The sequence below is a fragment of the Micromonospora sp. WMMA1923 genome (assembly GCF_049179195.1).
GTDB classification, from domain to species: domain Bacteria; phylum Actinomycetota; class Actinomycetes; order Mycobacteriales; family Micromonosporaceae; genus Micromonospora; species Micromonospora yangpuensis.
Genome location: NZ_JBMHLZ010000001.1, coordinates 262,220 through 287,501 on the forward strand (window position 1 = coordinate 262,220; position 25,282 = coordinate 287,501).

Genomic DNA, 25,282 nt, shown 5'->3' on the forward strand with positions numbered 1-25,282 from the left:
CCGGTGAGTTCGAGTGTCCTTGTGTCCACTCTGCGGTCCGCGCCGAGCGCGTAGACGGGTACTTCGGCCCGGCCCTGTTGGGCCAGAAGGGCAATGGCCGCCACCGCCGCGCCCGCGTCCCAGGCCTCGGGTGAATCCCAGTCCACCAGCCCGTTACGCCGGGGCAACGTAGGGTCGTCACCGTCCTTGTAGAAGTCATCCAAACAGAGGACGGGAAGACCCGTTCGATGCGCTATGTACGACTTTCCGGAGCCGGACGCGCCGGCGAGCAAAACAACGCGATGAAGGTGTGTCATTACCGTGGGTGACTCCGCCCAGGCAGATTGCCAGCAAATTGCATCAACATCTCATCACACCGTCCGTGACTGCCAGGCTGGGCTTTCTCTTTGCGTGACGGCGTGATGGAATCTCGGAGGTCCGACCCGCCGGGTCGGTCGCTGGGCGTTGCCCTGGCAACGCGCGAAGCTGTGATCGCAAGGGCGGTGACGTGAGCAAACGACCAAAGACGGCAGGCTCCTTCCGGTCGCGGCTGCGCCCCACCGGGCGGCTGCGCGACATGCCGATCTGGTCCAAGCTCGGTCTCATCATGATCGTGCCGACCATCGCCACGGTGGTCGTGGGTACCAGCGGTCTGGTCGACCACCTGGACACGCTCAACACCGCGAACCGCGCCGGCGACCTGGCCAACCTCACCGGCTACTCGGGTGACCTGGTCAACTCGCTGCAGGACGAGCGGACCTCCGCGGTGCTGTTGCTCGGTGCCGCCAACGGCCCGACCAAGGAGCGCTACCGCGAGGCGTACGGTCAGGTCAACCAGCGGGTGGACGACGCCAAGGGCCCGTACTCCCAGCAGCGTTCCGAGGTCGACGACCTGCCGAACAGCCTCGACGTGCTGCTCAACCGGATCGACGAGAACCTCACCGAGCTGCCCGGCACCCGCAGTCAGGTCTTCAACGGCCGACTCAAGCTGACCGACGCGGTCCGCACGTACGAGGTGCTGATCAAGGACCTGCTCGACATCCGCGACTCCGCCGCGCAGCTGGCCGGGGACAACGACCTCGGCGAGCGCATGCGCGCCGCCGCGGCGACCGCCCAGTCCAAGGAATGGCTGTCCAAGCGCCGGGTGGTGGTCCACCGCGCGCTCATCCAGCAGACCCTCAACCCGGCCCTGCGTGAGGACTACATCGCCACCGGCACCGGCCAGGACCAGTTCCTGGAGAGCTTCTTCACGGTCGCCAACGAGGCCGAGGAGCAGTTCTACACGGCCACCGTCGCCGGCCCCGACCTGCGCGAGGCGGACAACTACAACGGTTGGATCAAGAGCAACACCACCGAGAGCATGGCCGACGCGCCCTTCGGACCGGACCAGTGGGACGGCGCGATGACCGCCAACGCCAAGCTGATGCGGACCGTGGAGACCAAGCTCGACGGTGACGTGGTCCGACAGGCCGACGCGATCCGCTCCGACGTCCAGCGTCAGGTCTTCCTGGAGACCGGCCTGCTGCTGAGCATGCTGCTGCTGGCCATCCTCTTCGCGTACCTGGTCGCCCGCTCGATGGCCAGGTCGCTGCGGGAGCTGCGCCAGGGCGCGCTCAACATCGCCCAGTACGGCCTGCCGCACGCGGTGGCCCGGCTGCGGGATCCGCAGCTGACCGGCCAGCTCTCCCCGGTGCAGCTGGCCAACCAGATCGCCGAGCCGCTGCCGGTGCGCAGCAAGGACGAGTTCGGTCAGGTGACCGAGGCGTTCAACGCCGTCCACCTGGAGGCGGTCCGGACCGCCGCCGAGCAGGCCGCGCTGCGGGCCTCCGTCGCCACCATGTTCGTCAACCTGGCCCGTCGGTCGCAGATCCTGGTCGACCGCCTGATCGGTCACCTCGACCGGTTGGAGCGCGGCGAGGAGGACCCGGACCGGCTGGCCGAGCTCTTCCAGCTCGACCACCTGGCCACCCGGATGCGCCGTAACGACGAGAACCTCCTCGTCCTCGCCGGCGCGGACTCCACCCGGGTCCAGCGTGAGCCGGCCGCCCTGATCGACGTGCTGCGCGCCGCCCAGTCCGAGGTCGAGCACTACACCCGGATCGAGTTCGGCGTGATCGACCGGGACATCGAGGTCGCCGCGCACGCGGTCAACGACCTGGTGCACCTGGTCGCCGAGCTGTTCGACAACGCCACCGCCTTCTCACCGCCGGACTCCCAGGTCATGGTGGAGGCCCGGCGGGTCGGCGAGCGCGCCTCGCTGTACGTCGAGGACCGGGGCATCGGCATCAGCGTCGACCAGCTCGCCGACCTCAACGAGCGGCTCGCCACGCCACCCCAGGTCGACGTGGCGGTCTCCCGGATGATGGGCCTGGTCGTGGTCGCCCGGCTGGCCTCGCGCCACGGCGTCAAGGTGGAGCTGCGTCCCGGCACCGACCGGGGCACGGTCGCCGACGTCACCATGCCCACCTCGGTGCTGGTGCCGCGGGCCCTCTCCGGACGGCAGCAGATGCCGGCGCTGCCGGCCTCGGCGGGTGGCCTCCTGCCGGCCGGACCGCAGTCGTCCAGCCCGCAGTCGTCCGGTCCGCAGTCGTCCAGCCCGCAGTCGTCCGGTCCGGCGCCGGCCTTCGGTGGCTCGTCGACATCGAGCTTCGCGGGCTTCGGTGCCGCGCCGGCGCTGGGCAGCGCGCCGACCGGCCAGATCCCGGCGCAGCGGACGGGCGGCTCGGGCAACCAGATGACCCTCGGTGGCCGGTCCGTCGACCCGGCTCCGCGCAACGGCACCCCGGTGACCGCCGGTCCGGGCCGGGCCCTGCCGGCCTGGTCCGACCTGACCGGCGCCACCGGCACCAACGGTGACGACTCCTTCGGCGCGCCCCGGACCGCCAACGGGCAGCAGATCGACCCGCTGCCGCAGCGTCGCGCCGGCGGCGACGGCGACCCGATCGGCTCCGGACAGCAGCCGGCCATCCCGCGTCAACCCACCTCGTACGCCCCGCCGGTGTCGAGCCCGCCGGTCTCCGGCGCCCCCATCTCCGGCGTGCCGGTCTCGGGTCAGCCGATCTCCGGTGCCCCGGTCTCAGGTCAGCCGGTGTCCGGGTCCCCGGTCTCCGGTCAGCCGGCGTACCCGGGCACCGGGCAGTCGGACAGCGGCGGCTTCGCCGCGTTCGGCGGGACGGGTTCCGGGCTGCCGTCGCGACCCGCCCCGAACGCGCCGGCACCGCCGGTCTGGCCACCGGTTCCGGGTATGGAGCGCGAGGCGGCCACCCCGCCGGTGCCTGAGCGGCTGGCCGCAGCCCTGGACATGACCACCGAACTGCCCCGGGTGCCCCGTACCGACCCGGAGCAGCGGCCCGCGGCGCAGGACACCGCCCGGCAGCCCGCCCCGGCTCCGGCCCGCCCCACCCAGCAGAACCGGAAGCCGTACGCCGACGAGACGATGGAACTGCCCATCTTCCGCGAGCTGGAGTCGGCCTGGTTCCGGACCCGCCGACCGGGGTCGGACGAGACCACGGGAGCCGAGGCTCCGCAGCCGGTGCCGGTGAGCGCGGCGGCCACCCAGCAGATCCCGGTGGTCGACGCGAACGGCCGACCCGTGCAGCGGACCGCCACCGGGACAGGTGACACACCGATGGCAGACACCCCGAGATCCACCGGATCGCCGGGCGACGACGGGCCGGACCAGCGGGGCGGGGTCGCCGACGCCTTCGGCTCCCGTCGTGCCGGCCAGCCGCCGTACCAGGGTTGGCAGACCGCCGCCGACGACGGCTGGCGCGCGGCCACCGCGGCGAGCGAGGTGCCGGTCGCGGCCACCACCCAGACCGGTCTGCCGAAGCGGACCCCGATGGCGCAGCTCGTGCCCGGTGCGGTGGAGAAGCCGACCACGTCGGTCCAGCGGCGGACGCCGGAGGCCGTACGCGGTCTGCTCTCCGCCTACCATCGAGGGGTGCAACGCGGCCGGACCAATCCGTCCGACGGCAACCCGACCAACCCGGGGGAGACCCCGGGAGGGCAGCAATCCTCGCAGTCTGGCTCAGGCTCAGCGGCCGGGAGCGGGCAGAAGGAGCAACAAGGATGACTACTACGCAGGATCTCGGTTGGCTGTTGGCCAACTTCGCCGACCGGGTGCCCGGCGTCGCGCATGCGGTCGCCGTCTCCGCGGACGGCCTGCTCCTCGCGTCGTCACGAGACCTCCCCCGGGACCGGGCCGACCAGTTGGCCGCGATCGCGTCCGGGCTGGTCAGCTTGACCCAGGGCGCGGCCCGCTGCTTCGAGGGCGGCGCGGTGCTACAGACAGTGGTCGAGATGGACAATGGCTTCCTGTTCCTCATGTCCATCTCCGACGGCTCGTCGTTCGCCGTGCTCGCCGCCCGTAGCTGTGACGTCGGGCAGGTCGGCTACGAGATGGCGTTGCTGGTGGACCGGGTGGGCGACGCACTGACCCCGCAGACGCGGGCGGCTGCGGGCATGCTGGGCTGATCCACCCGCTGACCGGCAGGTCGGCAGTGCAACGAGAACAGGTACGACGAGTGCCACCGGTGAAGACCGGTGCCGGGTACGAAGGAGGTGAGCGGCGACATGGCCGATCGTGACGAACCGACCGGAGCGTTGGTCCGTCCATACGCCGTGACCCGCGGTCGTACCCGTCCCCGGTTGGACATCGCACTGGAGGCACTCGTCGAAACGACGGTGCGCGGCCGGGCCACCGCCAATGGCAACAGCGGTGGCCAGGGCCGGGAACACCAATATATTGCCGCGCTGTGTGACGGACGCGTGCAGTCGCTCGCGGAGATCGCGGCGCGGATGCAGCTTCCGCTTGGCGTGGCCCGGGTGCTCATCGCCGACATGGCGACGGATGGCCTGGTCGCGGTCCACGAGCCGACCATTCTGGACGACTCGGATGACGCGGTGGGCACTGAACTGCTGGAGAGGGTGCTGAGTGGACTTCGCAGGCTCTGACATGACGCGCCGCCCGCCGACCCCGAGCGGGCGGGTGACCTCGGCGAAGATCGTTATCGCCGGTGGTTTCGGTGTCGGTAAGACGACGCTCGTCGGCTCGGTCTCCGAGATCACGCCGCTGACCACCGAGGCCATCATGACCTCCGCCGGTGTGGGCGTCGACGACACCCGGCAGGTGCCGGGCAAGATGACCACCACCGTGGCGATGGACTTCGGCCGGATCTCGATCGACCGGGACCTGATCCTGTACCTCTTCGGTACCCCGGGTCAGACGCGTTTCTGGTTCATGTGGGACGAGCTGGTCCGGGGCGCGATCGGGGCGGTGGTGCTGGTCGACACCCGTCGGCTGGCCGACTGCTTCGCGGCGATCGACTTCTTCGAGCACCGACGGCTGCCGTACCTGGTGGCCATCAACTGCTTCGACGGGATGCAGTACCACGACCCGCAGGACGTCCGGGACGCCTTGGCGATCTCCCACGACGTGCCGGTGGTGGCCTGCGACGCCCGTAACCGGGAGTCGACCAAGCACGTACTGATCTCGCTTGTCGAGTACGTGCTCACCATGCGTCGCTCGCGCGCCGTCGCACCGGCCTGACCGGCCCGCTCAGCACCCGGTGACGGCACTGCCGACCCCGGGCGTACGTCGCTGACCCCCGCTCGGCGAGTAACCGCGTCCGCCGGGTCTGTGGCGTCTGCACCGCGTCCGTCGGTCCTGCACGTCCCCACCGCGTCCGTCGGATCTGTGGCGTCTGCACCGCGTCGTCGGGTCTGTGGCGTTTTCATCGCCGTCCGTCGGTCCTGCTGCGGACCGACCAGCCTGTCCCCACCGCGTCCGCCGGGCCAGCGTCGGGCCCGCGCTGCGTCTCGCCTTGGTCTGCGGGAGCCGCACCGGCTGGCTCCCGGGCGTCCAAGAAGGCCCATCGCCGGGTTACCGGTGACGTGGTTGCCGGGGTCCTGACGGGTGCCATGCGCTCGGGCATGGTGCCCTGTGGCCGCCGGTCTGGCCGTCCGCCGGTCTGGCCGTCCGCCGCTCGGCCGGGCGCCAGTCTGGCCGGTGACGGCCCCCTGAGCCCGCCCGGTGAGAGTGTCGCGCCCGTGCGGTGGTTCCCGCACCGTCGCCGTGGCTCATCACGAAGCGGCAGGCGTCATCCCGCCGACAGCCCTACCGGTGCCAGGAGCCGCCGCGCCCGGGTACTCCCCGATCAGCTCTGTGAGAGGGGTGCCCCGCTCTACCGAAAGCGTTAAGAAGGGGCCCTTCCTTACACCTTTAGTAGCCGGCGGAGCGGAACTCGTACTCTCGGTCGTCGTCGCGGTCACCGGTGTCCCGGCTGAAGTCCCAGCCCCCGGCGGCCTCCCGGCCCGGTCGGCCGCCGACGGCGAAGCCGCCGATCTCCTGACCACGACGCCAGCCGCGGAAGTATCCGGTGGTGTTCTCGGCGAGGCTGGCCGCGTCACGCACTATGCGCAGGGGACGCTCCTCGCGGAGCGGCGAGCCGGGCACCAGGTTGGCCTGGGGTACCCGCTTGGGCAGGCCGGCCGAGGTCGCCGCACCAACCGCAGGCTCGGCGGCCTGCTCGGCGGCCTGCCAACCGGTGTCGGCGGTGCTCGTCCACTCGATGTCGGTCTCGTCGCCGTGCCCGACGAACCAGGCGGACTTCGCCGCGGCGAAGATGAGCAGGTCCCCGTCGCCCTCGTCGGCGATCGGCGGCGGCCGGTGCTCCACCGGGGGCCGGTGCTCCAGCGGGGAACGCTGCCCCAGCGGCGAACGCTGCTCCAGCCCGGAGCGCTCACCCAGCGGTGAGCGGTGTTCCAGCGACGGGCGCTCCAAGGAGGCCCGCTGTTCCAACGAGGTCCGGTGCTCCAACGAGGACCGCTGGTCCGACGCGGAACGCTCCTCCAGTGGTGACCGGTGTTCGAGCGAGGCGCGCTGTTCCAGCGAGGGACGGCGCTCCAGGGACGACCGCTGCTCCAACGACGCCCGCTGCTCCAGGGAAGGCCGGTGCTCCAGCGACGAGCGCTGCTCCAACGATGGGCGCGGCTCCAGGGATGAGCGCTGGTCCAGGCCTCGGAGCTGGTCCACGGGGGAGCGTTCGCCCAGCGGAGGACGGTGGTCGAGCGGGGAACGGTGACCCGGCGGGGGCTGTTCGGCGCGGGCGGCGGCCCGGCCACCACGCGTGGCGTCCTCCCCGACCAGCCGCAGCGGCGGGTTCTCCAGCTGCGGCGGGTCGGCCGGCGCGGTGCCGCCGTCGCGGCGCGTCCGGTCGCCCAGCGGCGGCGGCTCGACGAGCCGCAGCATCGGCGGCTCCGGGGGCAGGTCGTCGGCCAACCAGGGCGGGGTGACCCGGCCGTCGGTCGTACCGGGGTCGGTGTTCGAGTCGATGCTCCGGCCGGCCGGCTCGCCGGGGTACGCCACCGCGTTGTCGGCGGAGCTGTCGGAGTGGTCGTCGGCGTTGGCGACCAGCGGCCAGTTCGCCCGTGATCCGGGCGGTGCGGTCGGCTCCGGACCGGGCCGAGGGGTGGGCACCGGCACATTCAGGTCGGTCACGCTGAAGCCGCCCGTCGGCGGGTCCCCGGCAGTGGTCTGCGGGCGGGGCGGGATCACCGTACGCTGCCGCTCCGCGCGGGCGCTGTTGATCGCCGCGGTGGTCAGTGTCGGACGGAAGGGCTCACCGGCCTCGGCGGGCGGCACCTTGTGGCGCTGCGCCGGGGTGATCGGGGTGATCCCGGGCGGCGGCGGTGGCGGCGCGGAGACCGGCCGGTTGGCCGGCGGGTCCACCCGGGTGGGCGCGTCGATCAGCGAGGGCCGGGGCTCGGTACGGCCGGGCGGCGTCGAGACCGGCGGTCCGGCCACCGCGGCCGGGGTAAGCGGGGACGGTGCCACCGGCGGCGGAGCGATCGGGGTCGGTGCCACCGGCGGGGGACCGAGGGGGCGGGGTGGCGGTGGTGGCGTGCCCTGCCCGACCGGCTCGGGGCGGCTGCGCCGCCCGCCACCGGGTGCCGGTGGCGTCTCGACCGGCCGGACGGACCGGAGCCCGGGGCCGCTGCCACCGGTCCCGGGCAGTTCGCCGACGGCTTCGCCCCGACGCGCGGCGGCCCGGCGGCCGGGGACCGGCGTGGGGGCGGTGACCCGGGCGCTGAGCGCGCTCACCAGCGCCTCGCAGCCGGCGTCGCAGGCCCGTACCGAGGCGACCGCCTGCCGGACGGTCTCCGCGACCGCAGAGGTGAGCGCGCGGTTGACGGTGGCCCGTCGGGGCGTCTCCGAGATAGCGACCCGCAGCGCGGTGACCGCCTCGTTGATCTCGTCGGCCTCCGCCACGCCGTCGGCGGCGAGGTGCGCCGCGACCGCGTCGGCGGCGACCGAGATCTCCCGGCCCCGGGCCATGGTGCCGGTCAGCATGCCGGGCTCCGGCAACGCGTCGAGCACGGCCAGCGCGACCGGCTCGGCCGGGTCCGGGTACGCCCGCAGCGCGGCCGGGTACAACTCGCGGAGCACCTCACGCAGCGCCGCCGCCGCCGCGTGCCGGCCGGTGGACAGGGCCGCGTGCGCGGCGAGCACCTGCTTGTAGTTGGCCAGGTCACGGGGAGCGGGCAGGGTGACCGCCGACAGCGCGCCGGCCTGCAACGCCCGGGCCAGGCCGACGGCCCGCCGCTCGGCCGGTGCGGAGTGCATCTCCTCCACCGAGTCGTCGTCGGCGAAACGCTCGGCGAAGTCGTCCACCGAGTCGTCGTCGGCGATCGCGAGTGGACGACCGGCGGCACTGAGCAGCGAGGTGATCGTGTGGTCGTCGCTGTCGGCGGCGATCGCCGCACCGCTCGGGCCGCCCGAGCGCTCGACGAGCAGCGCGACCAGCCGGGCGTAACCGGCTGGTTCGTCGCCGATCTCACAGAGATGCAGCAGACGGCCTGCGTCGTCGACCACGGCGGAGGTCAGCGCCGAGCCGGCCGCGGCCGATCCCTCGGTCGCATCCGCCGAGGCCAGACCGCAGTACACGCGCACGAGCGCCACGGCGTCGTCCTCCTCACGAACACAGGTCGTTCTCTGCCAGTGACTGATGCTCCCTGGTGCGGGTCAGTCGCGCCAGTCCACCACTGCAGAGATCTTCCCGACAATGGTGCGCCAACCCAAACTGGCGGTCTGCGCCCCGATCTTCTTCAGCCGTCGGCGACCGAGGAAACCACCGACCCCGCCGTTGACGGTGGCCCGCAGCGCCTCGTCCAGGTCGTCGAGGCTGGAGCCCGAGGAGAGCATGTCCAACACCGACGGCAGACGCAGCGAGTACGCCAGGTCACGGGCCACCTCGCCAGCCTGGATCAGGAGGTTGGGATCCCAGGTGTCGTGCCCGCCGCGCAGGTTCTCCACCACCAGATCGAGCTCGTAGGTGTCCTCGTCGAGCGGGACGACGTCGGCCGGTTCGAGCCGTTCGGACAGTTCGCGCCAACCATCCAGTTGGGACAGGTCGTTCGGCGCGCCGGACCGGACGAAGGTGACGAGCGACTCCGGGGTCTTGAAGAGCAGCAACCGCCCCTGGTGGGTCAGGAAGGCCGGCACCTCCTCGTCACCGGCGTCGTCGTCCGTCTCGTCCTCGTCCTCGTCGTCCTCGGCGGTGTCGCCGCCGGCCCGTTTGCCAGCGGCTTCCTTGTCGCTCTCGGCGAACTCCTCGGCGACCTCCTCGTCGAGGATCACCACCGTCTCGTCGTCCTCGTCCTCCGCCTCGGCGGCGGCCTGCCGGCGGGCGAGGAACGGGTCGTCCTGGTCCCGCTCGGTCACGTCCGTCGGGGTGACCTCGCGAGCCGGCCGGTACGCCCGCAGCGTGAAGCCGGTGCCGGCGGGCAGTGCGACCTCCACCGGATCGATCCGCGTCTCGGCCCAGAGCGCGCGGTCGGGTGCCGTGGTCGGCTCGGCGACAGCCTCGATGTCGACCTCGTCGGGCTCGGCCGACCCGGTGGTCTCGTCGGACTCGGCCGATCCCGTGGTGTCGTCGAGCTCGGGCTCGTCGGCGTCGGGCCGTTGGGGCGACTGACGGGCCACGCTGACCTCCGTATGCTTCGGGTTGCCCACTCGTCGGCCTTCCGACCGCCAAGTGACTCTGGGCACATACCCTAGTGGGCGACTCCGGTACCGCGCTGCGCGCACCCCGCCGGCACGTCGGATCAGGGCCGGAGGATCAGGGGGCCAGGGCGAGGTAACCCCGCTCGGCGGCCTCCTGCGCCAGCCACTGGTCCCGGTACCAGCCGGGCACCCGGACCAGCTCGGCGTGCGTGCCCTGCTGCACCACCCGGCCGGAGTCCAGCACCAGGATGTCGTCCAACGCGTCAAGTCCGCTGAGCCGATGGCTGATCAGCAGCACCGAGTGCCCGGCCGGGGTGGCGGCCAGCGCCGAGGCGAGGACGGCGTCGGCGGCGGCCGGATCGAGCCCCTCGGTCGGCTCGTCGAGCACCAGCACCCCCGGCGCGGCCAGCAGGGCGCGGGCCAGGGCGAGTCGTTGCCGCTGCCCACCGGAGAGCTGTTCGCCCTGCTCACCCACGATGGTGTCGTACTGCTCGGGTTGGGCGCGTACCCAGTCCAGCAGCCCGGCCGCGGCGGTCGCCGCGGTCAGTTCCCCCGGGTCGGCGTCGGGGCGGCCGAGCAGCAGGTTCTCCCGGACCGAGGCGTGGAAGACGTACGCCTCGGCGAGCAGGCCGCCCACCGTGCGGGGCAGCTGCTCCGCCGGTAGCTCGGCGAGGTCCACGCCGGACAGGGTGACCCGCCCGGAGCGGGGTCGGACGGCACCGGTGAGCACGGCGGCCAGGGTGCTCTTGCCGGCGCCGCTCGGCCCGACCACGGCGACCCGGCGGCCGGCCGGCAGGTCCAGGTCGAACCGGTCGAGGGCGGCCGGGCCGCCGTCCCGGTACCGCACGGTCACCCGGTCGAACCGGACGTCGCACGGCCCCTCGGCCCGGTCGAGTCGGGCTTCGGGCTGCTCCTCGGCCGGGTCCGAACGGGCCTCCGGTTGCTTCTCGGCCTGGCGCGCCGCGCTCGTCGGGGCGGGCGAGGTGGCCGGCGGGTCGAGCAGCGCGGCGACCCGGGCCAGCCCGGCGCGCAACTGGGTCCACTGTCGGGCGGTACCGACCAGGGCCAGGGCGATCTCGACGGCGGCGAGGGTGCCGACCGCGAGTACCCCGACGAGCACCCCGTCCACCCCGGCGCGGAGTGCGACCAGCACCACCGCGGCGGCGGTCAGTCCGGCCACCAGCACCCCGGCCGCGTCGACGGCGAACCCGACCGCGGCGAGGCGGCGCTCCAGCCGGCCCAGCCGGTCGGCCCGCTGCCGGGCGGCCCGCAACGCGTACCCGGTGGCGCCGAAGGCGGCCAGGTCGGCCGCGCCGTGGGTGAGGTCGACGGCGTCCGCGGCCAGTTCACCCCGCAGCGGGGCGACCTCGGCGGCCCCCCGGCGGGTGAGCGCGGTGGCCAGCACCGGCAGGGCCACCCCGGCCACCAGCAGTCCCAGCGCGAGCGCCCCGGCGGCGGCCGGGGAGACCAGCGCCGCCCCGCCGACGGCCAGCACCCCGACCAGCCCGGCGGCGGACGCCGGTACGAGCACCCGCAGCAGCAGGTCCTGCACCGTCTCGACGTCGGAGACGAGCCGGCTGAGCGCGTCGCCCGAGCGTTGCCCGACGCTGTCCCGGCTGGCCGCCAGGCTGGCGAAGACCCGGGCCCGTACGTCGGCGACCAGGCGCAGCACGGCGTCGTGGCCGGCGAGGCGCTCGGTGTAGCGGAACACCCCCCGGCCGATGGCGAGCGCCCGGACGGCGACGATCGCCACGGTGAGCCGGTCCAGCGGTGGCTGGCCGGCGGCGCTCATCAGCAGCCAGGTCGCGGTCGCCATCAGGGCCAGTCCGGCCAGCTCGGTGGCCGTGGCGAGCAGCCCCGCGCCGAGCAGTCGGCGCAGGTACGGCCGGGTGAGCCGCAGCACGGCCCGCTCGGCGGCGAACCGGCCCGACCGGCTCGACCGGCTCGGTTGGCCCGGCTGGCCCGGTTGGCTCGGCTGGCCCGACTGGCTCTGCCGGCCCGGCTGCCCGGTCCGGGCCCCCGACCCGGCGGGGACGCTGGTGGGCTCGTCGCTCATCGCAGGGCCTCGGCGGTGGGGGTGAGTTCGGTGACCCGGCCGTCGACGACCCGCAGGATCCGGTCGGCGTCGGCGAGCAGGGCGGGGCGGTGCGCCACCAGCAGGGCGGTCCGCCCGGCGACGAGGCGGCGGGTGGCGGCCAGCACGGCCGTCTCGCTGGCGGTGTCCAGCCGGGCGGTCGGCTCGTCGAGCAGCACGATCGGGGCGTCCCGCAGGAACGCCCGGGCCAGCGCCACCCGCTGCCGTTGCCCGCTGGACAGGCCGTGGCCGCGTTCACCGAGCCGGGTGGCGAGTCCGTCGGGCAGTACGGCGAGCACCTCGTCCAGCGCGGCGTCCCGGACCGCGCGGGCCAGCTCCTCGTCGGGGGTGTCCGGCGCGCCGAGCCGGATGTTGTCGGCAAGCGTGGTGGCGAAGAGGTGGGCCCGCTGCGGCACCCAGGCCAGCTGCCGACGCCAGGCGTCCCGGTCGACCCCGGCCAGGTCGATCCCGGCCACGGTGATCCGGCCCTCGGTCGGGGTGACGAAGCCGAGCAGGAGGCCGAGCAGGGTGCTCTTGCCCGCGCCGCTGGGACCGACGACCGCGATCCGCTCGCCGGGCCGGATGGTCAACGTCACGTCGCGCAACGCGGTGGTACGCGGGTAGACGACGCTCACCCCCACCAACCGGATCTCGCCCCGCCCGTCCGGAACCGGCCCGCTCCCGGCCGGGCTGCCTCCCGCCGGGCTGCCTCCCGCAGGGCAGGTCCTGGCCGGGCCGGCGGTGGCGGTCGTTGTCACGGCGAGGGCCGGGCCGGCGGTGGCGGTCGTGGCGGTGTCCCGGCCGGGGGTGTCGGTGGTCACCTCGAAGGCGTCGTTGAGCGCGGTCAGCCCCTCCATGCTGGCGTGGAACCGGGCCCCGGCGGTCCGCAGCGGAAGGTACGCCTCCGGGGTGAGCAGCAGCACCAGCAGGGCGGTGGCCAGCGTCAGCCCGCCGTCGAGCAGCCGGATGCCCACCGGCACGGCGACCAGCGCCACCGACAGGGTGGCTACCAGTTCCAGCACCAGCCCGGAGAGGAAGGCGATCCGCAGCGTCCGCATGGTGGCGACCCGGTGCCCGTCGGCCATCCGGTGCACCACGTCGACCTGGGCGCGGGCCCGGCCGAAGGCCCGCAGGGTGGGCAGGCCGGCGACCATGTCGAGGAAGTGCCCGCCGAGGCGGGACAGCCGTCGCCACTGCCGTTCGGTGGCGGCCTGGGCCTGCCAGCCGAGCAGCGCGCCGAAGATCGGGATCAGCGGCAGGGTGGCCGCGATGACCAGCGCCGAACTCCAGTCGGCGACCAGGACCCGCAGCAGGACGGCGGCCGGCACGGTGACGCTGAGCAGCAACTGGGGGAGGTACCCGGTGAAGTAGGCGTCGAGCGCGTCGAGCCCGCGTCCGGTGAGGGTGGCCAGTTGGCCGGCGCGCTGCCCGGCGACCCAGCCGGGGCCGTTGCGGCCGACCGCGCCGAGCAGCTCACCGCGCAGGGTGGCCTTGACGATCGCGGCCACCCGCGCGGCCACCGTGCCCTGCGCCCAGGTGAGCGCCGACCGGGCGGTCACCGCCACCAGGAAACCGGCAAGCGCGCCCCGGTCGAGCCGGCCGTCGAAGCCGGCCGCCAGCAGCGTGGCCAGCGCGGTGGCCTGCGCGACGATCAGCAGTGCCGCCAGCACCGCGAGGGCGGTGAGCAGCACGAGGTCGCCCCGGGCCGCGGGGACCCGGCGCAGCAGTCGCGGATCGAACGGACGGCGGTTCACCAGTACGTCGGTGTCCTGTCGTCGGGTCGTCCTCGGAACACCCACCAGCACATCGCCGGAGAGCCTAGTCGGGCCGGCAGGAGGGTTTCCCAGCGCATGGAGGCCACCTCGACGTGGGTCGGGGCCCGGGAACGGGCGGGCCGGGGATCAGGTGAGGAAGAGGGTGATGGGCAGCGCGGCCAGGGTGGTGGTGGCCGCCAGGACGATGGCGCCGATCAGGCGGGGCGGACGGTCGGCGACCAGCAGCCGCTGCACCCGGACGTCGAGGTCACGGTCGCCGAGGCCGAGGGTGCCGGCCGGGGTGATCCGGTTGCCGGCGGCGGCGAACCGGCGCAACGCCCCGGCCAGGGGGGCCTCGGCGTGCAGGTGCCGGGCCTTGTCGTCGGCGCGCATCTCGACCAGCAGGGCGACCCGGTCGTGCGCCCGGCGCACCCAGCGGAGCCAGGGCAGCGCCCGGCAGAGCGCGGTGAACGGCAGCAGCACCAGGTCGTGTCGCTCCTGGGCGTGGGCGCGTTCGTGGGTGAGCACCGCGGCCAACTCGGCCCGGTCCAGCAGGTCCAGCGTGCCGGCGCTGACCACCACCCGGGGCCGCATCCCGGGCAGGCAGTAGGCGGCGGCACCGGGATGGTCCAGCACCAGCGCGCCGGGGGCCGCCGGGTCGTCCCGGGCGACCAGGGTCAGCAGGTCCCGGTGGCGGCGCTGGGCGCGTACCGTGCCGTGGATGCTGCGCACGGTGGTGGCCAGCAGCACCGCGCCGATGCCGAACCCGACACCCACCAGCCCGAGGTGCACCGCGCCCACCCCGGCCGGCAGCCTGCCGTGCAGGAGGTCGTCGCCGAGGGCGACCAGCGCGCTGCCGGTCGGCCGGTCGTACGCGGCGACGCCGAGCGCCATCGGCAGACCCATCGCGGAGAGGCCGAGAGCCAGGCCGATCGCCTGCCAGCAGAGGATCGCCACCCCCGGGCCGCGCCAGGTCCAGGTCGACCGGGCCAGCACCTGGGCGAAGAGCCAGCAGGCCAGCACCGCGGCGGCGAAGTGCACGGCGTACGCCATGGTCGTCGCCCTACCGGGCCTGGGGCGGGGCGGGGCGTTCGGTGCCGGCGGCCTCGGCGGTGAGCGCCGCCCGGAGCACCTCGGCCTCGGTGCCGGTCACCGACCGGGCGAAGCGGACCAGCGCGGCGTCCCGGCTGCCACCGAGGTCGAGCGCGTCGAGCATGAGCTGGGCGATGTGCGCCTCCCGGGTGGCCGAGGCCCGGTACCGCCAGGCCCGCCCCTCCCGCTCGCGCTGCACCATGCCCTTGCCGGCCAGCCGGTCCAGGACGGTCATCACCGTCGTGTACGCCAGCTCGCGGCCGTCCAGCGCCTCGGCGACCTCCCGCACGGTCACCCCGCCTGACGTGCCGGGCACGCCGTCCCACAGCACGTCCATCACCGCACGTTCCAACTCACCCAGCCGAGTCACCCCCCAATCCTACCCCCCGTAGTAGATCCCCACCCCACCCCCGGGCCTGCCCCCGGGTGGGGGTCAGGGGGCTTTGGGGTGCCAGACGGTTTTGGTTTCCAGGAGGGTGGTCATTCGGGTCAGGGCGGGGGTGGTGGTCCAGTCGTGGTCGGGTGGGAGGGGGCGGAGGACCCGCTTGAGGTTCTCCGCCGCCTTGGCCTCCAGGTCGGTGGCGAGGGCGGGGTCAGCGATGCCGGCCAGGTCCAGGGCGTTGACGTCCAGGTGGGCGGCGAGGGTCGGGACGGTCTCGCCGATCGCGCCGGTGAGCAGGTTGACCACGCCGCCGGGCAGGTCGGAGGTGGCCAGCACCTCGGCCAGGGTCACCGCCGCCAGGGGGGCCGACTCGCTGGTGGCCACCACCACCGTGTTGCCGGTGACGATCGCCGGGGCGATCACGCTGACCAGGCCCAGCAACGCCGGGGACTCGGGGGCCACCGCGGCCACCACCCCGGTCGGTTCGGGTGCCGAGAGGTTGAAGTACGGGCCGGCTACCGGGTTCGCGCCGCCGTACACCTGGGGGAGCTTGTCGGACCAGCCGGCGTACCAGACCCAGCGGTCGACCGCCGCGTCCACCTCGGCGGCCGGTACGCCGAGGGCGACGAACTGCTCGCGGCGGCCCTCCAGCATCTCGGCGATCCGGTAGAGGATCTGGCCCCGGTTGTACGCGGTCGCGCCCGACCAGCCCTTGCCGGCGGCGCGGGCGGCGACCACGGCGTCCCGGGCGTCCTTACGGGAGGCCAGGGCGACGTTTGCGGACTGCACGAGATACGACCGTCCCGACTCGCTGCGCGGGAACTTCCCGCCGATGAAGAGTTTGTACGTCTTGCGTACCGCGACCCGCTCAGACATCGAGATACGCCTCCAGCCCGTGCCGGCCGCCCTCGCGGCCGTAACCCGACTCCTTGTACCCGCCGAACGGCGAGGTGGGGTCGAACTTGTTGAACGTGTTGGCCCAGACCACCCCGGCGCGCAGCCGGTCGGCCGTCCAGAGGATCCGCGAGCCCTTCTCCGACCAGATGCCGGCCGAGAGCCCGTACGGCGTGTTGTTGGCCTTCTCCACCGCCTCGGCCGGGGTGCGGAAGGTAAGCACGGACAGCACCGGGCCGAAGATCTCCTCCCGGGCGATCCGGTGCGCCTGGGTGACCCCGGTGAAGATCGTCGGGGCGAACCAAAACCCGCGTTCGGGCAGCTCGCACGGGGGTGACCAGCGTTGCGCGCCCTCGGCGGCGCCGGCGTCGGTCAGCTCCCGGATCCGGGCCAGCTGGGCGGCGGAGTTGATCGCGCCGACGTCGGTGTTCTTGTCCAGCGGGTCGCCGACCCGCAGCCGGGCCATCCGGCGCTTCAACGACTCCAGCACCTGCTCGGCGACGTTCTCCTGGACCAGCAACCGGGAACCGGCACAGCAGACGTGCCCCTGGTTGAAGAAGATGCCGTTGACGATCCCCTCGACCGCCTGGTCGACGGGGGCGTCGTCGTACACGATGTTGGCGGCCTTGCCGCCCAGCTCCAGGGTGACCTTCTTGGTGGTCCCGGCGGCCGAGCGGGCGATGGCCTTGCCGACCTCGGTGGAGCCGGTGAAGGCGACCTTGTCCACGCCGGGGTGCTCGACCAGGGCGCGGCCGGTCTCGCCGGCCCCGGTGACGATGTTGACCACGCCTGGCGGCAGGTCGGCCTGCTGGCAGATCTCGGCGAAGAGCAGCGCGGTCAGCGGGGTGGTCTCGGCCGGCTTGAGCACCACCGTGTTGCCGGCGGCCAGCGCCGGGGCGATCTTCCAGGCCAGCATGAGCAGCGGGAAGTTCCACGGGATGACCTGCGCGGCTACCCCGAGCGGCGGCGGCACCGACCCGCCGCGCCGGCCCGCCGACCCGGGGCCGAACCCGGCGTACTCCAGCTTGTCGGCCCAGCCGGCGTAGTAGAAGAAGTGCGCGGCGACCAGCGGCAGGTCGACGTCGCGGGCCTCCCGGATCGGCTTGCCGTTGTCGAGTGACTCCAGCACCGCCAGCTCGCGGGAGCGTTCCTGCAGGAGCCGGGCGATCCGGAACAGGTACTTGGCCCGGTCCCGGCCGGGCATCGGACCCCACACCTTCCGGTACGCCTTGCGGGCGGCCCGGACCGCGCGGTCCACGTCCGCCTCGCTGGCCCAGGTGACCTCGGCGAGCACCTCCTCGGTGGCCGGGTTGACCGACTTGTGGCGGTCCTCGCCGTCGACGAACCTGCCGTCGATGAACAGCCCGTAGGACGGCTTCAGGTCGACGATCGCGCGCGACTCGGGCGCGGGGGCGTATTCGAACATCACGGTCAGTCCAGGGTGAAGTAGTCGGGACCGGAGTAGACGCCGGTCGTCAGCTTGGTGCGCTGCATCAGCAGGTCGTTGAGGAGGCTGGACGCGCCGAACCGGAACCAGTCCGGGTCCAGCCAGTCCGCGCCGACGGTCTCGTTGACCAGCACCAGGTACTTGATCGCGTCCTTGGTGTTCTTGATGCCGCCGGCCGGCTTGACGCCCACCTGCCGCCCGGTGGCGGCCCGGAAGTCACGGACCGCCTCCAGCATCACCAGGGTCACCGGCAGGGTGGCCGCGACCGGGACCTTGCCGGTGGAGGTCTTGATGAAGTCGCCGCCGGCCAGCATCGCCAGCCAGGAGGCCCGGCGCACGTTGTCGTAGGTGGCCAGCTCGCCGGTCTCCAGGATCACCTTCAGGTGCGCTGCCGGCCGCCCCTGGCGACCGCCATCAGCAGAGCCGCAGGCCTCCTTCACCGCGACGATCTCGTCGTACACCTCGGCGTAGCGGCCGGCCAGGAAGGCACCCCGGTTGATCACCATGTCGATCTCGTCGGCGCCGGCGGCCACGGCCGCCCGGGTGTCGGCGAGCTTGATCTCCAGCGGGGCCTGGCCGGACGGGAAGGCGGTCGCCACGCTGGCCAGGTGTACGCCGGAACCGCGCAGCACCTCGGCCACGTGCCCGACCATCGCCGGGTAGACGCAGACCGCGCCGACGTGCGGGCAGGACGGGTCGGCCGGATCGGGGCGCAGCGCCTTGGCCGCGAGGGCGCGTACCTTGCCGGGGGTGTCCGCCCCCTCCAGGGTGGTCAGGTCGACCATCCGGATGGCCAGGTCGATGGCCTGGGCCTTGGCGGTGGTCTTGATGGAGCGGGTGCCGAGTTGGGCTGCCCGCTGCTCCGCGCCCACCTGATCCACGCCCGGTAGGCCGTGCAGGAAGGTCCGCAGAGCGGTCTCGGATCGTCCCAGCTCGGTGAGGTCCGACCGGGCCGACGTCGTTGTCGCCGTCATGCCGGGAAGTCTACGCAGCCCCGGATCGGTTGATCTTGAGCGAGCGGCGTGCGCACCCCGCCGGTGGTGAGCGAGGTCGCTGGTCTGCCCACGGGCACGGTGCCGACGGCGACCGGCGGGTAGGTTGAGCGATCGTGGACGTACACGTCATTGACCATCCGCTCGCCCAGTCGCGGCTGACCGCCATGCGGGACACGCGCACCGATTCCGCCACCTTCCGGGCAGCGCTGCACGAACTCACCACCATGCTGGTGTACGAGGCCGCCCGCTCCTTCCCCGTGGAGAAGTACCCGGTCCAGACCCCGGTCACCGGCGCCGAAGGCACCCGGCTGGCGAACCCGCCGCTGCTGGTCCCGGTGCTGCGGGCCGGGCTCGGGATGGCCGACGCCGCCCTCGGGCTGCTGCCGGAGTCGTCGATGGGCTTCGTCGGCCTGGCCCGCGACGAACAGACGTACGAGCCGCGCGCCTACATGGAGTCGCTGCCCCGCGACCTGACCGGCCTGCCGGTGCTGGTGCTCGACCCGATGCTGGCCACCGGCGGCTCCCTGGAGCACTGCTGCCGGCTGCTGGCCGACCGGGGCTGCACCGACATCACCGTGCTCTGCGTACTGGCCGCACCGGTCGGCATCGAACGCCTCGCCCAGTCGGGTCTCCCGCTGCGGCTGGTCACCGCCTCGATCGACGACGGCCTCAACGACAGCAAGTTCATCGTGCCCGGCCTCGGCGACGCCGGCGACCGCCAGTTCGGCGGCATGCCCCGCTTCTAGCTGTAAGGAAGGGCCCCCTGTTAACGCTTTCGGTATAGCGGGGTTCCCCTCTCACACCCGCAGGCCGGACACGCGGCGGCGGGGCGGGACACGCGGCGGCTGCGGGCGGGGCGGGGCGCGCGGCGGCGGGGCGGGGCGCGCGGCAGCGGTGGGTGGGGCGTGCGGCGACTGCCGGGGGAGGGCCGCTTCTCACCTCACGGGCGAGTCGATGCGCGGGGGTGCGGAGACCGGCTAGCGTCTGCGGCCATGACTGGTGTTGCGCTCGCCGAAGAGTTGCTCCTGCTCGCGTACGACGATGAAACCGGCAAGGCGACCATGCCCCGGATCAGCCTGGACCTGGGCATGGCCGCGGCGGTCCTGGTGGAGTTGGCGCTCGCCGGGCGGGTCGCGTACGACAGCGGGAACCTGACCGTGGTGGACCCCACGCCGACCGGTGAGCCGACCGTCGACGAGGTGCTCGCCCGGATGGCCGACGAGCAGCCCCACTCGCCCTCCTCCTGGGTGCAGCGGCTTCGCCACGGCCTGCGGGACCGGATCCTCGGCGACCTGGTCGAGCGGGGTGTGGTGCGTGACGTCGAGGAGACCGAACTCGACTTCATCGTGGTCCACCGGTACCCGACGGTCGATCCGGCGGTGGAGGAGGACACCCGGCGGCGGCTGACCGAGGCGCTCACCGGTGGCCCGGCACCCGACGAGCGGACCGCCGCCCTGGCCACCCTGGTCGCCGCGGTACGCATGGAGCCCGCGCTCGGGCTGACCGGCGAGGATGCCCGCGACGTGGGCAAGCGGCTGGAGGAGATCGCCGGGGGCGCCGGCTTCTCCGGTGAGATCAGCATGGAAGATTCGGTGGTACGCCCGTCGATCGCGCTGGTCGTGGCCGTGCTCGGGCAGGCGATCAACGCCGCCCTCGGCCCCCGCCGCTGAGGGGCCGGGACGCTGCGGGCCCAATGCCACTGAGAGCCCCGCCCGCCGTACCTCATTGGTTTTCGGGTGGGGTGCGGCGGCCGGGCGGGGCGGGGAGTCAGTGCCCGAAGCGGTGGGTCCGGACGGCGCGGACGAAGTCGGCCCAGCCGGCCGGGGCGAGGGTGAGCACCGGCCCGGCCGGGTCCTTGCTGTCCCGGACGGCGACGACGCCGGTGAGGTTGTCGGCGACCTCCACGCAGTCGCCGCCGTTGGTGCCACTGTGGGTGCTGGTGCGCCAGCGGGCTTCGGTCAGGTCATTCATAACACTCTCCCAGGATGGCGTCGATCAATTCCATCGATTGTCGCTCATCGAGGGCGAGGGATTCCAGCCCGGACCAGACCCGTTCGTACGCGATGATTTCCTCCGGCTGGTCGAGATAGAGCGCGCCGGTGAGCCCCTCGACGTAGACGGTCGGTGGCTCGCTCGGGTTGCCGACGGCGTTCGTCGGGAAGTCGAGCAGGACGAAGGTGCCGGCCTCGGCGGCCAGTGGCGGCCCGGCGGCCAGCGGCAGCACCCGGACGGTGATGTTGGACCGTTCGCCGACCGCGAGCAGGTGCCGGAGCTGCTCGGCCATCACCGGTCGGCCCGGCACCGGGCGGCGGAGCACCGCCTCGCTGAGGATCACTGTCAGGTCGGGGGCCGGCGGGAGCCGCCGGGCCAGTAGCCCCTGCCGCTGGATCCGCAGGTTCACCGCCTTTTTCCGCTCCTCCTCGCTCAACTCCGGCCGGTTGGACAGGAAGAGTGCGGTGGCGTATCCCGGGGTTTGGAGCAGCCCCGGCACCAGTTCGGCGTTGTAATGCCGCACCTGGCGGGCGACACTTTCCAGCCCCATGTAGAGCGAGAACCAGATCGGAATGGACCGGCCGTACGCGTGCCACCAGCCCTCGGCCTTGCTCAACTCGGTGAGCCCGAGCAGCACGGCAGCCTGCTCCTGGTTGGCCCGGTACAACTCGCAGAGCACCCGGACGTCGGGGCCGCGCGCCGCGGTCAGGCCCCGCTCGATCCGCCAGATCTTCTGCCGCGAGCAGTCCAGCTCGTCGGCGGCCGACTCGATGGTGACCTGCGCGTCCTCCCGGAGCTTGGTGAGCAGTCTGCCGAGTTGTCGGCGTGGTACCGAAGAACCGTTCGTTGCATGCATCGTGCAACACCTTTCCGTCCCGAAATGCAACAGCCGAAAGCCACAAATGAAACGTGTCGAAGAATGCAATCACCATGGCGTCGGTAAATGGCCGGACTTGACGCGGAGATACTAATTATCAAACGTTCTGCAGGCAAGCGATGACGGTGGGTGTCTGGGTGGGCGTCGGGTCGGTCAAGGTCAACTGCCGGCCGGGCGCGGCAGTCGCGAAGGGCCATCTCGGGTCTCGGGTACGCGCTCCGCCTCCGGCTGGGTCTACACGCAGTGTATAGCTCGTGTGTATAGTGTGCCTCATGTCTGTTGGCTTTGCACTGTTGGGCCTGCTGGAGCACGGACCCCGGCACGGCTACGAGTTGAAACGCTCCTACGACGACCAGTTCGGTCACGGCCGGTCGCTGCACTACGGGCAGGTCTACGCGACCCTGGCCCGGCTGCTGAAGAACGGCCTCGTGGAGGTGGAGTCCGAGCCCGGTGACGGCCCGGACCGCAAGCGGTACGCGATCACCTCGGCCGGTGTCACCGACGTGGAGCAGTGGCTGAGAAAACCGGAGCAGCCCGAGGCCTACCTGCAGAGCAGGCTCTACACCAAGGTCGTGCTGGCGCTGCTCACCGGCCGGGATGCGACCGACCTGCTGGACATCCAGCGCGCCGCCCATCTGGGGCAGATGCGGGAGCTGACCAACCGCAAGCTCACCGGTGACCTCGCCGACCAGCTCGTCTGCGACCACGCCCTGTTCCATCTCGAAGCCGACCTGCGTTGGCTGGAGCTGACCGCCGCCCGGCTGGACCAGCTCAGCGCCCAGGTGCGGAAGGGAAACCGATGACCGTCCCGACGACCGACGCGCCGCTGCTGGCGGCGGAGGACCTGACCAAGGTCTTCGGTGCCACCCAGGCCCTGAGCGGCGCATCCCTGCGGGTGTACGCCGGTGAGGTGCTGGCCCTGATGGGGCCCTCCGGGTCCGGCAAGTCCACCCTGCTGCACTGCCTCGCCGGGATCGTCGCTCCCGACGCCGGCCGGGTCAGCTACGCCGGCCGGGACCTGTTCGCCGGCTCCGACGCCGAGCGCAGCGCCCTGCGCCGTACCGACTTCGGGTTCGTCTTCCAGTTCGGTCAGCTGGTGCCCGAGCTGACCTGCCTGGAGAACGTGGCGCTGCCGCTGCGGCTGGCCGGCACGCGGCGCAAGGAGGCGGCCCGGCGGGCGGCGGCCCTGCTGGCCCGGCTGGAGGTCGCCGAGGTGGCGGACAAGCGCCCCGGCGAGGCCTCCGGTGGGCAGGGCCAACGGGTCGCGGTGGCGCGTGCGCTGGTCACCGGCCCCAAGGTGATCTTCGCGGACGAGCCGACCGGCGCACTCGACTCCCTCAACGGCGAACGGGTGATGCAGCTGTTCGTCACGGCCGCCCGGGAGACCGGCGCGGCGGTCGTGCTGGTGACCCACGAGGCGCGGGTGGCGGCGTACTCCGACCGGGAGGTCGTGGTCCGCGACGGCAAGGTCCGGGCCCCGGAGTACGCCCGATGAGCGCCCCCGGCCGGCGCGGCCCGACGGCGTGGCTCCACGACCTGTTACTCGGGGTACGGCTCAGCGTGGCCGGCGGTCCGACCGGCTGGGCCCGGCTGGCGATGACCGCGGTCGGGGTGGGGCTGGGCGTGGCGATGCTGCTGACCGCCACCGCGTTGCCCACCGTCGGGCTGGCCCGCTCCGACCGGAGCGAGGGACGGGACCCGGGCCCCGACGTGACGGCGGCCGGCCCGGACACCCTGCTCTACGCCGAGGCCGACACCGACTGGCGTGAGCTCCGCGTCGAGGGGCTGCTCGTGCAACCCGAGGGTGGTCAGGCGCCGGTCCCACCCGGGTTGAGCCGGCTGCCCGCCCCCGGCGAGATGGTCGTCTCGCCGGACCTCGCCGAGCTGCTGGCCTCCCCGGACGCCCGCCTGCTGGTCGAGCGGCTGGATGCCACGGTGGTCGGCACCATTGCCCCGGAGGGCCTCGCCGGCCCCCGCGACCTCTACTACTTCCGCGGTGTCGACTCGCTGGCAGCCGGCTCCTTCGGCGTGAGCCGGACGGACACCTTCGGTGGCGGTGGCGGCCCGGGAGACAGCGGCAGCCTGCCGGCGGTGCTGCTGGTGCTCTCCCTACTCGGGGTGGTCGTCCTGCTCCTACCCGTCATGATCTTCGTGACCACCGCCGTACGCTTCGGCAGCGAGGCCCGGGACCGGCAGCTGGCCGCGATCCGACTGGTCGGCGCGGACACCACCATGACCCGCCGGATCGCCGCCGGGGACACCCTGGTCGGCGCGTTGCTGGGGATGGTCGTCGGCGCGTTGCTCTTCTTCGGCGTCGGACGGCTGGTCGGTGACCTCCTCCCGGTCAGGTTCAGTTTCTTCCCCGCCGACCTGCGGCCGGTGCCCGCCCTGGTGGCCCTGGTCGTCCTGGCCGTGCCGACCGCCGCCGTGCTGGTCACCCTCTCCGCGTTGCGGCGGGTGATGATCGAACCGTTAGGTGTGGTGCGGCGGGGTCGGGAGCGCCGTCGCCAGCTCTGGTGGCGGCTGCTGCCCCCGGCGCTCGGCCTGCTGCTGCTCGCCCCGCTGACCGGCCGGATGTCCGAGGTCACCGGCGAGCTGGTCGAGGTACAGGTCGTCGCGGGGATCACCCTGCTGCTGCTCGGCCTGGTGCTGCTGCTGCCCTGGGTGGTCCAGTCGGTGGTCCGTCGGCTCGGGGGCGGGGGTGTGGCGTGGCAACTCGCCGTACGTCGACTCCAACTCGACAGCGACACGGCGGTCCGGGCGGTCTCCGGCATCGCCGTCTCGGTGGCCGGCATCATCGCCGTGCAGGGCGTGCTCGGGGCCGGGCAGCTCGCCGCGATCGGCCGGTACGGCGACACCAGCCAGTTCCAGGCCTCCGTGTCGACCTACCGCGAGCCGGCGGACCAACTGGCCGCACAGGTCGCCACGGCCCTCGCGGACGCCCCCGGCGTGGGTCCGGTCACTGCGGTCTCCCAACTGCGCACCAGTCCGGACACGCCGGCCTACGTGGAGATGTGGATCGCCGACTGCGACGGTCTGCGACACTACGCCGACCTGCCGAGCTGCGCCGACGGGGACAGCTTCGTCGCCAGCGGTCGGGAGCGCCCGGAGGTCGCCCCCGGGGCGACCGTCACCTTCGACACCGACGGCGACCAGACCAGGTGGACGGTGCCGGCCGACATGCGCGCGGTCGAGCAGTACGACAAGCTCGTCATGGCGGACCTGCTGGTCACCCCGGGCGCGCTGGGCGCGCCCGCGCCGGAGCCGGTCACGTACCTCGCCGGGTTGGACGGCACCGACCCGGACGCGATCGAGCAGCTGCGCACCGCCGTCTACCGGATCGACCCGCTCGCCTTCGTCACGGGCTTCGCGCAGCCCGGCAACGGCCTGCTCGGTGACTTCGAACAGGCGCTGCAGGTGGGGGCGATAGCGCTGTTGCTGATCATCGGGGCGAGCCTGCTGGTCAACGTCCTGGAACAGCTCCGCGAGCGCCGGCGGCTGCTGGCCGTGCTCACCGCCTTCGGCACCCGACGCCGGACCCTCTCCGGATCGGTGCTCTACCAGGTGGCGATCCCGGTGCTGCTCGGGCTGGCCCTGGCCGTCGTCACCGGCGGAGGGCTGGGCGCGCTGCTGCTCGCCATGGTGGACGAGCCGATCGTCTTCAACTGGGCGGCGATCGCCGGTGTCTCGGGCACGGCAGCGCTGGTGGTGCTGGCCGTCACCGCCGCCAGCCAGCCGCTGCTGTGGCGACTCACCCGGCCCGACGGGTTACGCAGTGAGTGACCCCGGC

General features: G+C 73.1%; 20 protein-coding genes. 9 read left to right on the forward strand and 11 right to left on the reverse strand.

Features of this window, described 5'->3' with window-relative positions:
• The first annotated feature begins 487 nt into the window (after positions 1–487).
• From ACN28G_RS01290 to ACN28G_RS01305, 4 genes are all read left to right on the forward strand, one after another.
• Positions 488–4,054: a nitrate- and nitrite sensing domain-containing protein gene (locus tag ACN28G_RS01290; protein ID WP_421478189.1), complete on the forward strand. Its 3,567-nt coding sequence runs from the start codon at positions 488–490 to the stop codon at positions 4,052–4,054.
• Positions 4,051–4,455 (forward strand): roadblock/LC7 domain-containing protein, encoded by a 405-nt coding sequence (locus ACN28G_RS01295; RefSeq protein ID WP_091434622.1) that lies wholly within the window; start codon positions 4,051–4,053, stop codon positions 4,453–4,455. Before ACN28G_RS01290 ends, ACN28G_RS01295 begins: the two co-directional genes overlap by 4 nt.
• A gap of 99 nt (positions 4,456–4,554) precedes the next feature.
• Positions 4,555–4,935, forward strand: a complete 381-nt coding sequence (locus tag ACN28G_RS01300; protein WP_091445951.1) for a DUF742 domain-containing protein — start codon at positions 4,555–4,557, stop codon at positions 4,933–4,935.
• Position 4,936: 1 nt separating this feature from the next.
• The gene (locus ACN28G_RS01305) at positions 4,937–5,530 is read left to right on the forward strand and encodes a GTP-binding protein (RefSeq protein ID WP_421478190.1); all 594 of its coding nucleotides are present in this window, start codon (positions 4,937–4,939) and stop codon (positions 5,528–5,530) included.
• A 672-nt stretch (positions 5,531–6,202) separates the two neighbouring features.
• On the opposite strand, the gene ACN28G_RS01310 is transcribed toward ACN28G_RS01305, so the two are convergent.
• From ACN28G_RS01310 to deoC, 9 genes are all read right to left on the reverse strand, one after another.
• Positions 6,203–8,941, reverse strand: coding sequence for a transposase (locus tag ACN28G_RS01310; RefSeq protein ID WP_421478191.1), 2,739 nt, complete (start codon positions 8,939–8,941; stop codon positions 6,203–6,205).
• Positions 8,942–9,004: 63 nt separating this feature from the next.
• Entirely contained in the window at positions 9,005–9,994 is a 990-nt protein-coding gene (locus ACN28G_RS01315; RefSeq protein ID WP_091434628.1) for a DNA primase, read from the reverse strand.
• Between the two features lie 106 nt (positions 9,995–10,100).
• Positions 10,101–12,041, reverse strand: a complete 1,941-nt coding sequence (cydC, locus tag ACN28G_RS01320; RefSeq protein WP_421478192.1) for a thiol reductant ABC exporter subunit CydC — start codon at positions 12,039–12,041, stop codon at positions 10,101–10,103.
• Positions 12,038–13,813 (reverse strand): thiol reductant ABC exporter subunit CydD, encoded by a 1,776-nt coding sequence (gene cydD / locus ACN28G_RS01325; protein ID WP_421478193.1) that lies wholly within the window; start codon positions 13,811–13,813, stop codon positions 12,038–12,040. The genes cydC and cydD overlap by 4 nt, the downstream gene beginning before the upstream one ends.
• Positions 13,814–13,960: 147 nt before the next feature.
• Entirely contained in the window at positions 13,961–14,866 is a 906-nt protein-coding gene (locus ACN28G_RS01330; RefSeq protein ID WP_421478194.1) for a M56 family metallopeptidase, read from the reverse strand.
• Positions 14,867–14,876: 10 nt separating this feature from the next.
• The gene (locus ACN28G_RS01335) at positions 14,877–15,275 is read right to left on the reverse strand and encodes a BlaI/MecI/CopY family transcriptional regulator (RefSeq protein WP_421478195.1); all 399 of its coding nucleotides are present in this window, start codon (positions 15,273–15,275) and stop codon (positions 14,877–14,879) included.
• A gap of 63 nt (positions 15,276–15,338) precedes the next feature.
• Positions 15,339–16,163 (reverse strand): aldehyde dehydrogenase family protein, encoded by an 825-nt coding sequence (locus tag ACN28G_RS01340; protein WP_421478196.1) that lies wholly within the window; start codon positions 16,161–16,163, stop codon positions 15,339–15,341.
• A complete protein-coding gene (locus ACN28G_RS01345; protein ID WP_421478197.1) occupies positions 16,156–17,607 on the reverse strand; it encodes an aldehyde dehydrogenase family protein in 1,452 nt (483 codons plus the stop codon). The genes ACN28G_RS01340 and ACN28G_RS01345 overlap by 8 nt, the downstream gene beginning before the upstream one ends.
• A 5-nt stretch (positions 17,608–17,612) precedes the next feature.
• Positions 17,613–18,602, reverse strand: a complete 990-nt coding sequence (gene deoC, locus ACN28G_RS01350; protein ID WP_091434637.1) for a deoxyribose-phosphate aldolase — start codon at positions 18,600–18,602, stop codon at positions 17,613–17,615.
• Positions 18,603–18,736: 134 nt separating this feature from the next.
• Between deoC and upp the strand changes: the two genes are divergently transcribed.
• Positions 18,737–19,369, forward strand: coding sequence for a uracil phosphoribosyltransferase (upp, locus tag ACN28G_RS01355; protein ID WP_091434639.1), 633 nt, complete (start codon positions 18,737–18,739; stop codon positions 19,367–19,369).
• A 246-nt stretch (positions 19,370–19,615) separates the two neighbouring features.
• On the forward strand, positions 19,616–20,293 hold the full coding sequence (locus tag ACN28G_RS01360) for a GOLPH3/VPS74 family protein (protein ID WP_091434641.1): 678 nt from the start codon (positions 19,616–19,618) through the stop codon (positions 20,291–20,293).
• Between the two features lie 97 nt (positions 20,294–20,390).
• Here ACN28G_RS01360 and ACN28G_RS01365 read toward each other — a convergent pair whose 3' ends face one another.
• The gene (locus tag ACN28G_RS01365; protein ID WP_421478199.1) at positions 20,391–20,594 is read right to left on the reverse strand and encodes a DUF397 domain-containing protein; all 204 of its coding nucleotides are present in this window, start codon (positions 20,592–20,594) and stop codon (positions 20,391–20,393) included.
• Complete coding sequence (locus tag ACN28G_RS01370; RefSeq protein WP_421478200.1) at positions 20,587–21,471, reverse strand: helix-turn-helix domain-containing protein; 885 nt, start codon at positions 21,469–21,471, stop codon at positions 20,587–20,589. Before ACN28G_RS01370 ends, ACN28G_RS01365 begins: the two co-directional genes overlap by 8 nt.
• Positions 21,472–21,764: 293 nt before the next feature.
• Here ACN28G_RS01370 and ACN28G_RS01375 point away from each other — a divergent pair, with 293 nt between their 5' ends.
• From ACN28G_RS01375 to ACN28G_RS01385, 3 genes are read left to right on the forward strand one after another with little or no spacing between them, the layout of a single operon-like run.
• On the forward strand, positions 21,765–22,295 hold the full coding sequence (locus ACN28G_RS01375) for a PadR family transcriptional regulator (protein WP_421478201.1): 531 nt from the start codon (positions 21,765–21,767) through the stop codon (positions 22,293–22,295).
• On the forward strand, positions 22,292–22,987 hold the full coding sequence (locus ACN28G_RS01380) for an ABC transporter ATP-binding protein (RefSeq protein ID WP_091434650.1): 696 nt from the start codon (positions 22,292–22,294) through the stop codon (positions 22,985–22,987). The genes ACN28G_RS01375 and ACN28G_RS01380 overlap by 4 nt, the downstream gene beginning before the upstream one ends.
• The gene (locus ACN28G_RS01385; protein ID WP_421478203.1) at positions 22,984–25,275 is read left to right on the forward strand and encodes an ABC transporter permease; all 2,292 of its coding nucleotides are present in this window, start codon (positions 22,984–22,986) and stop codon (positions 25,273–25,275) included. The genes ACN28G_RS01380 and ACN28G_RS01385 overlap by 4 nt, the downstream gene beginning before the upstream one ends.
• The last annotated feature ends 7 nt before the right edge of the window (positions 25,276–25,282 follow it).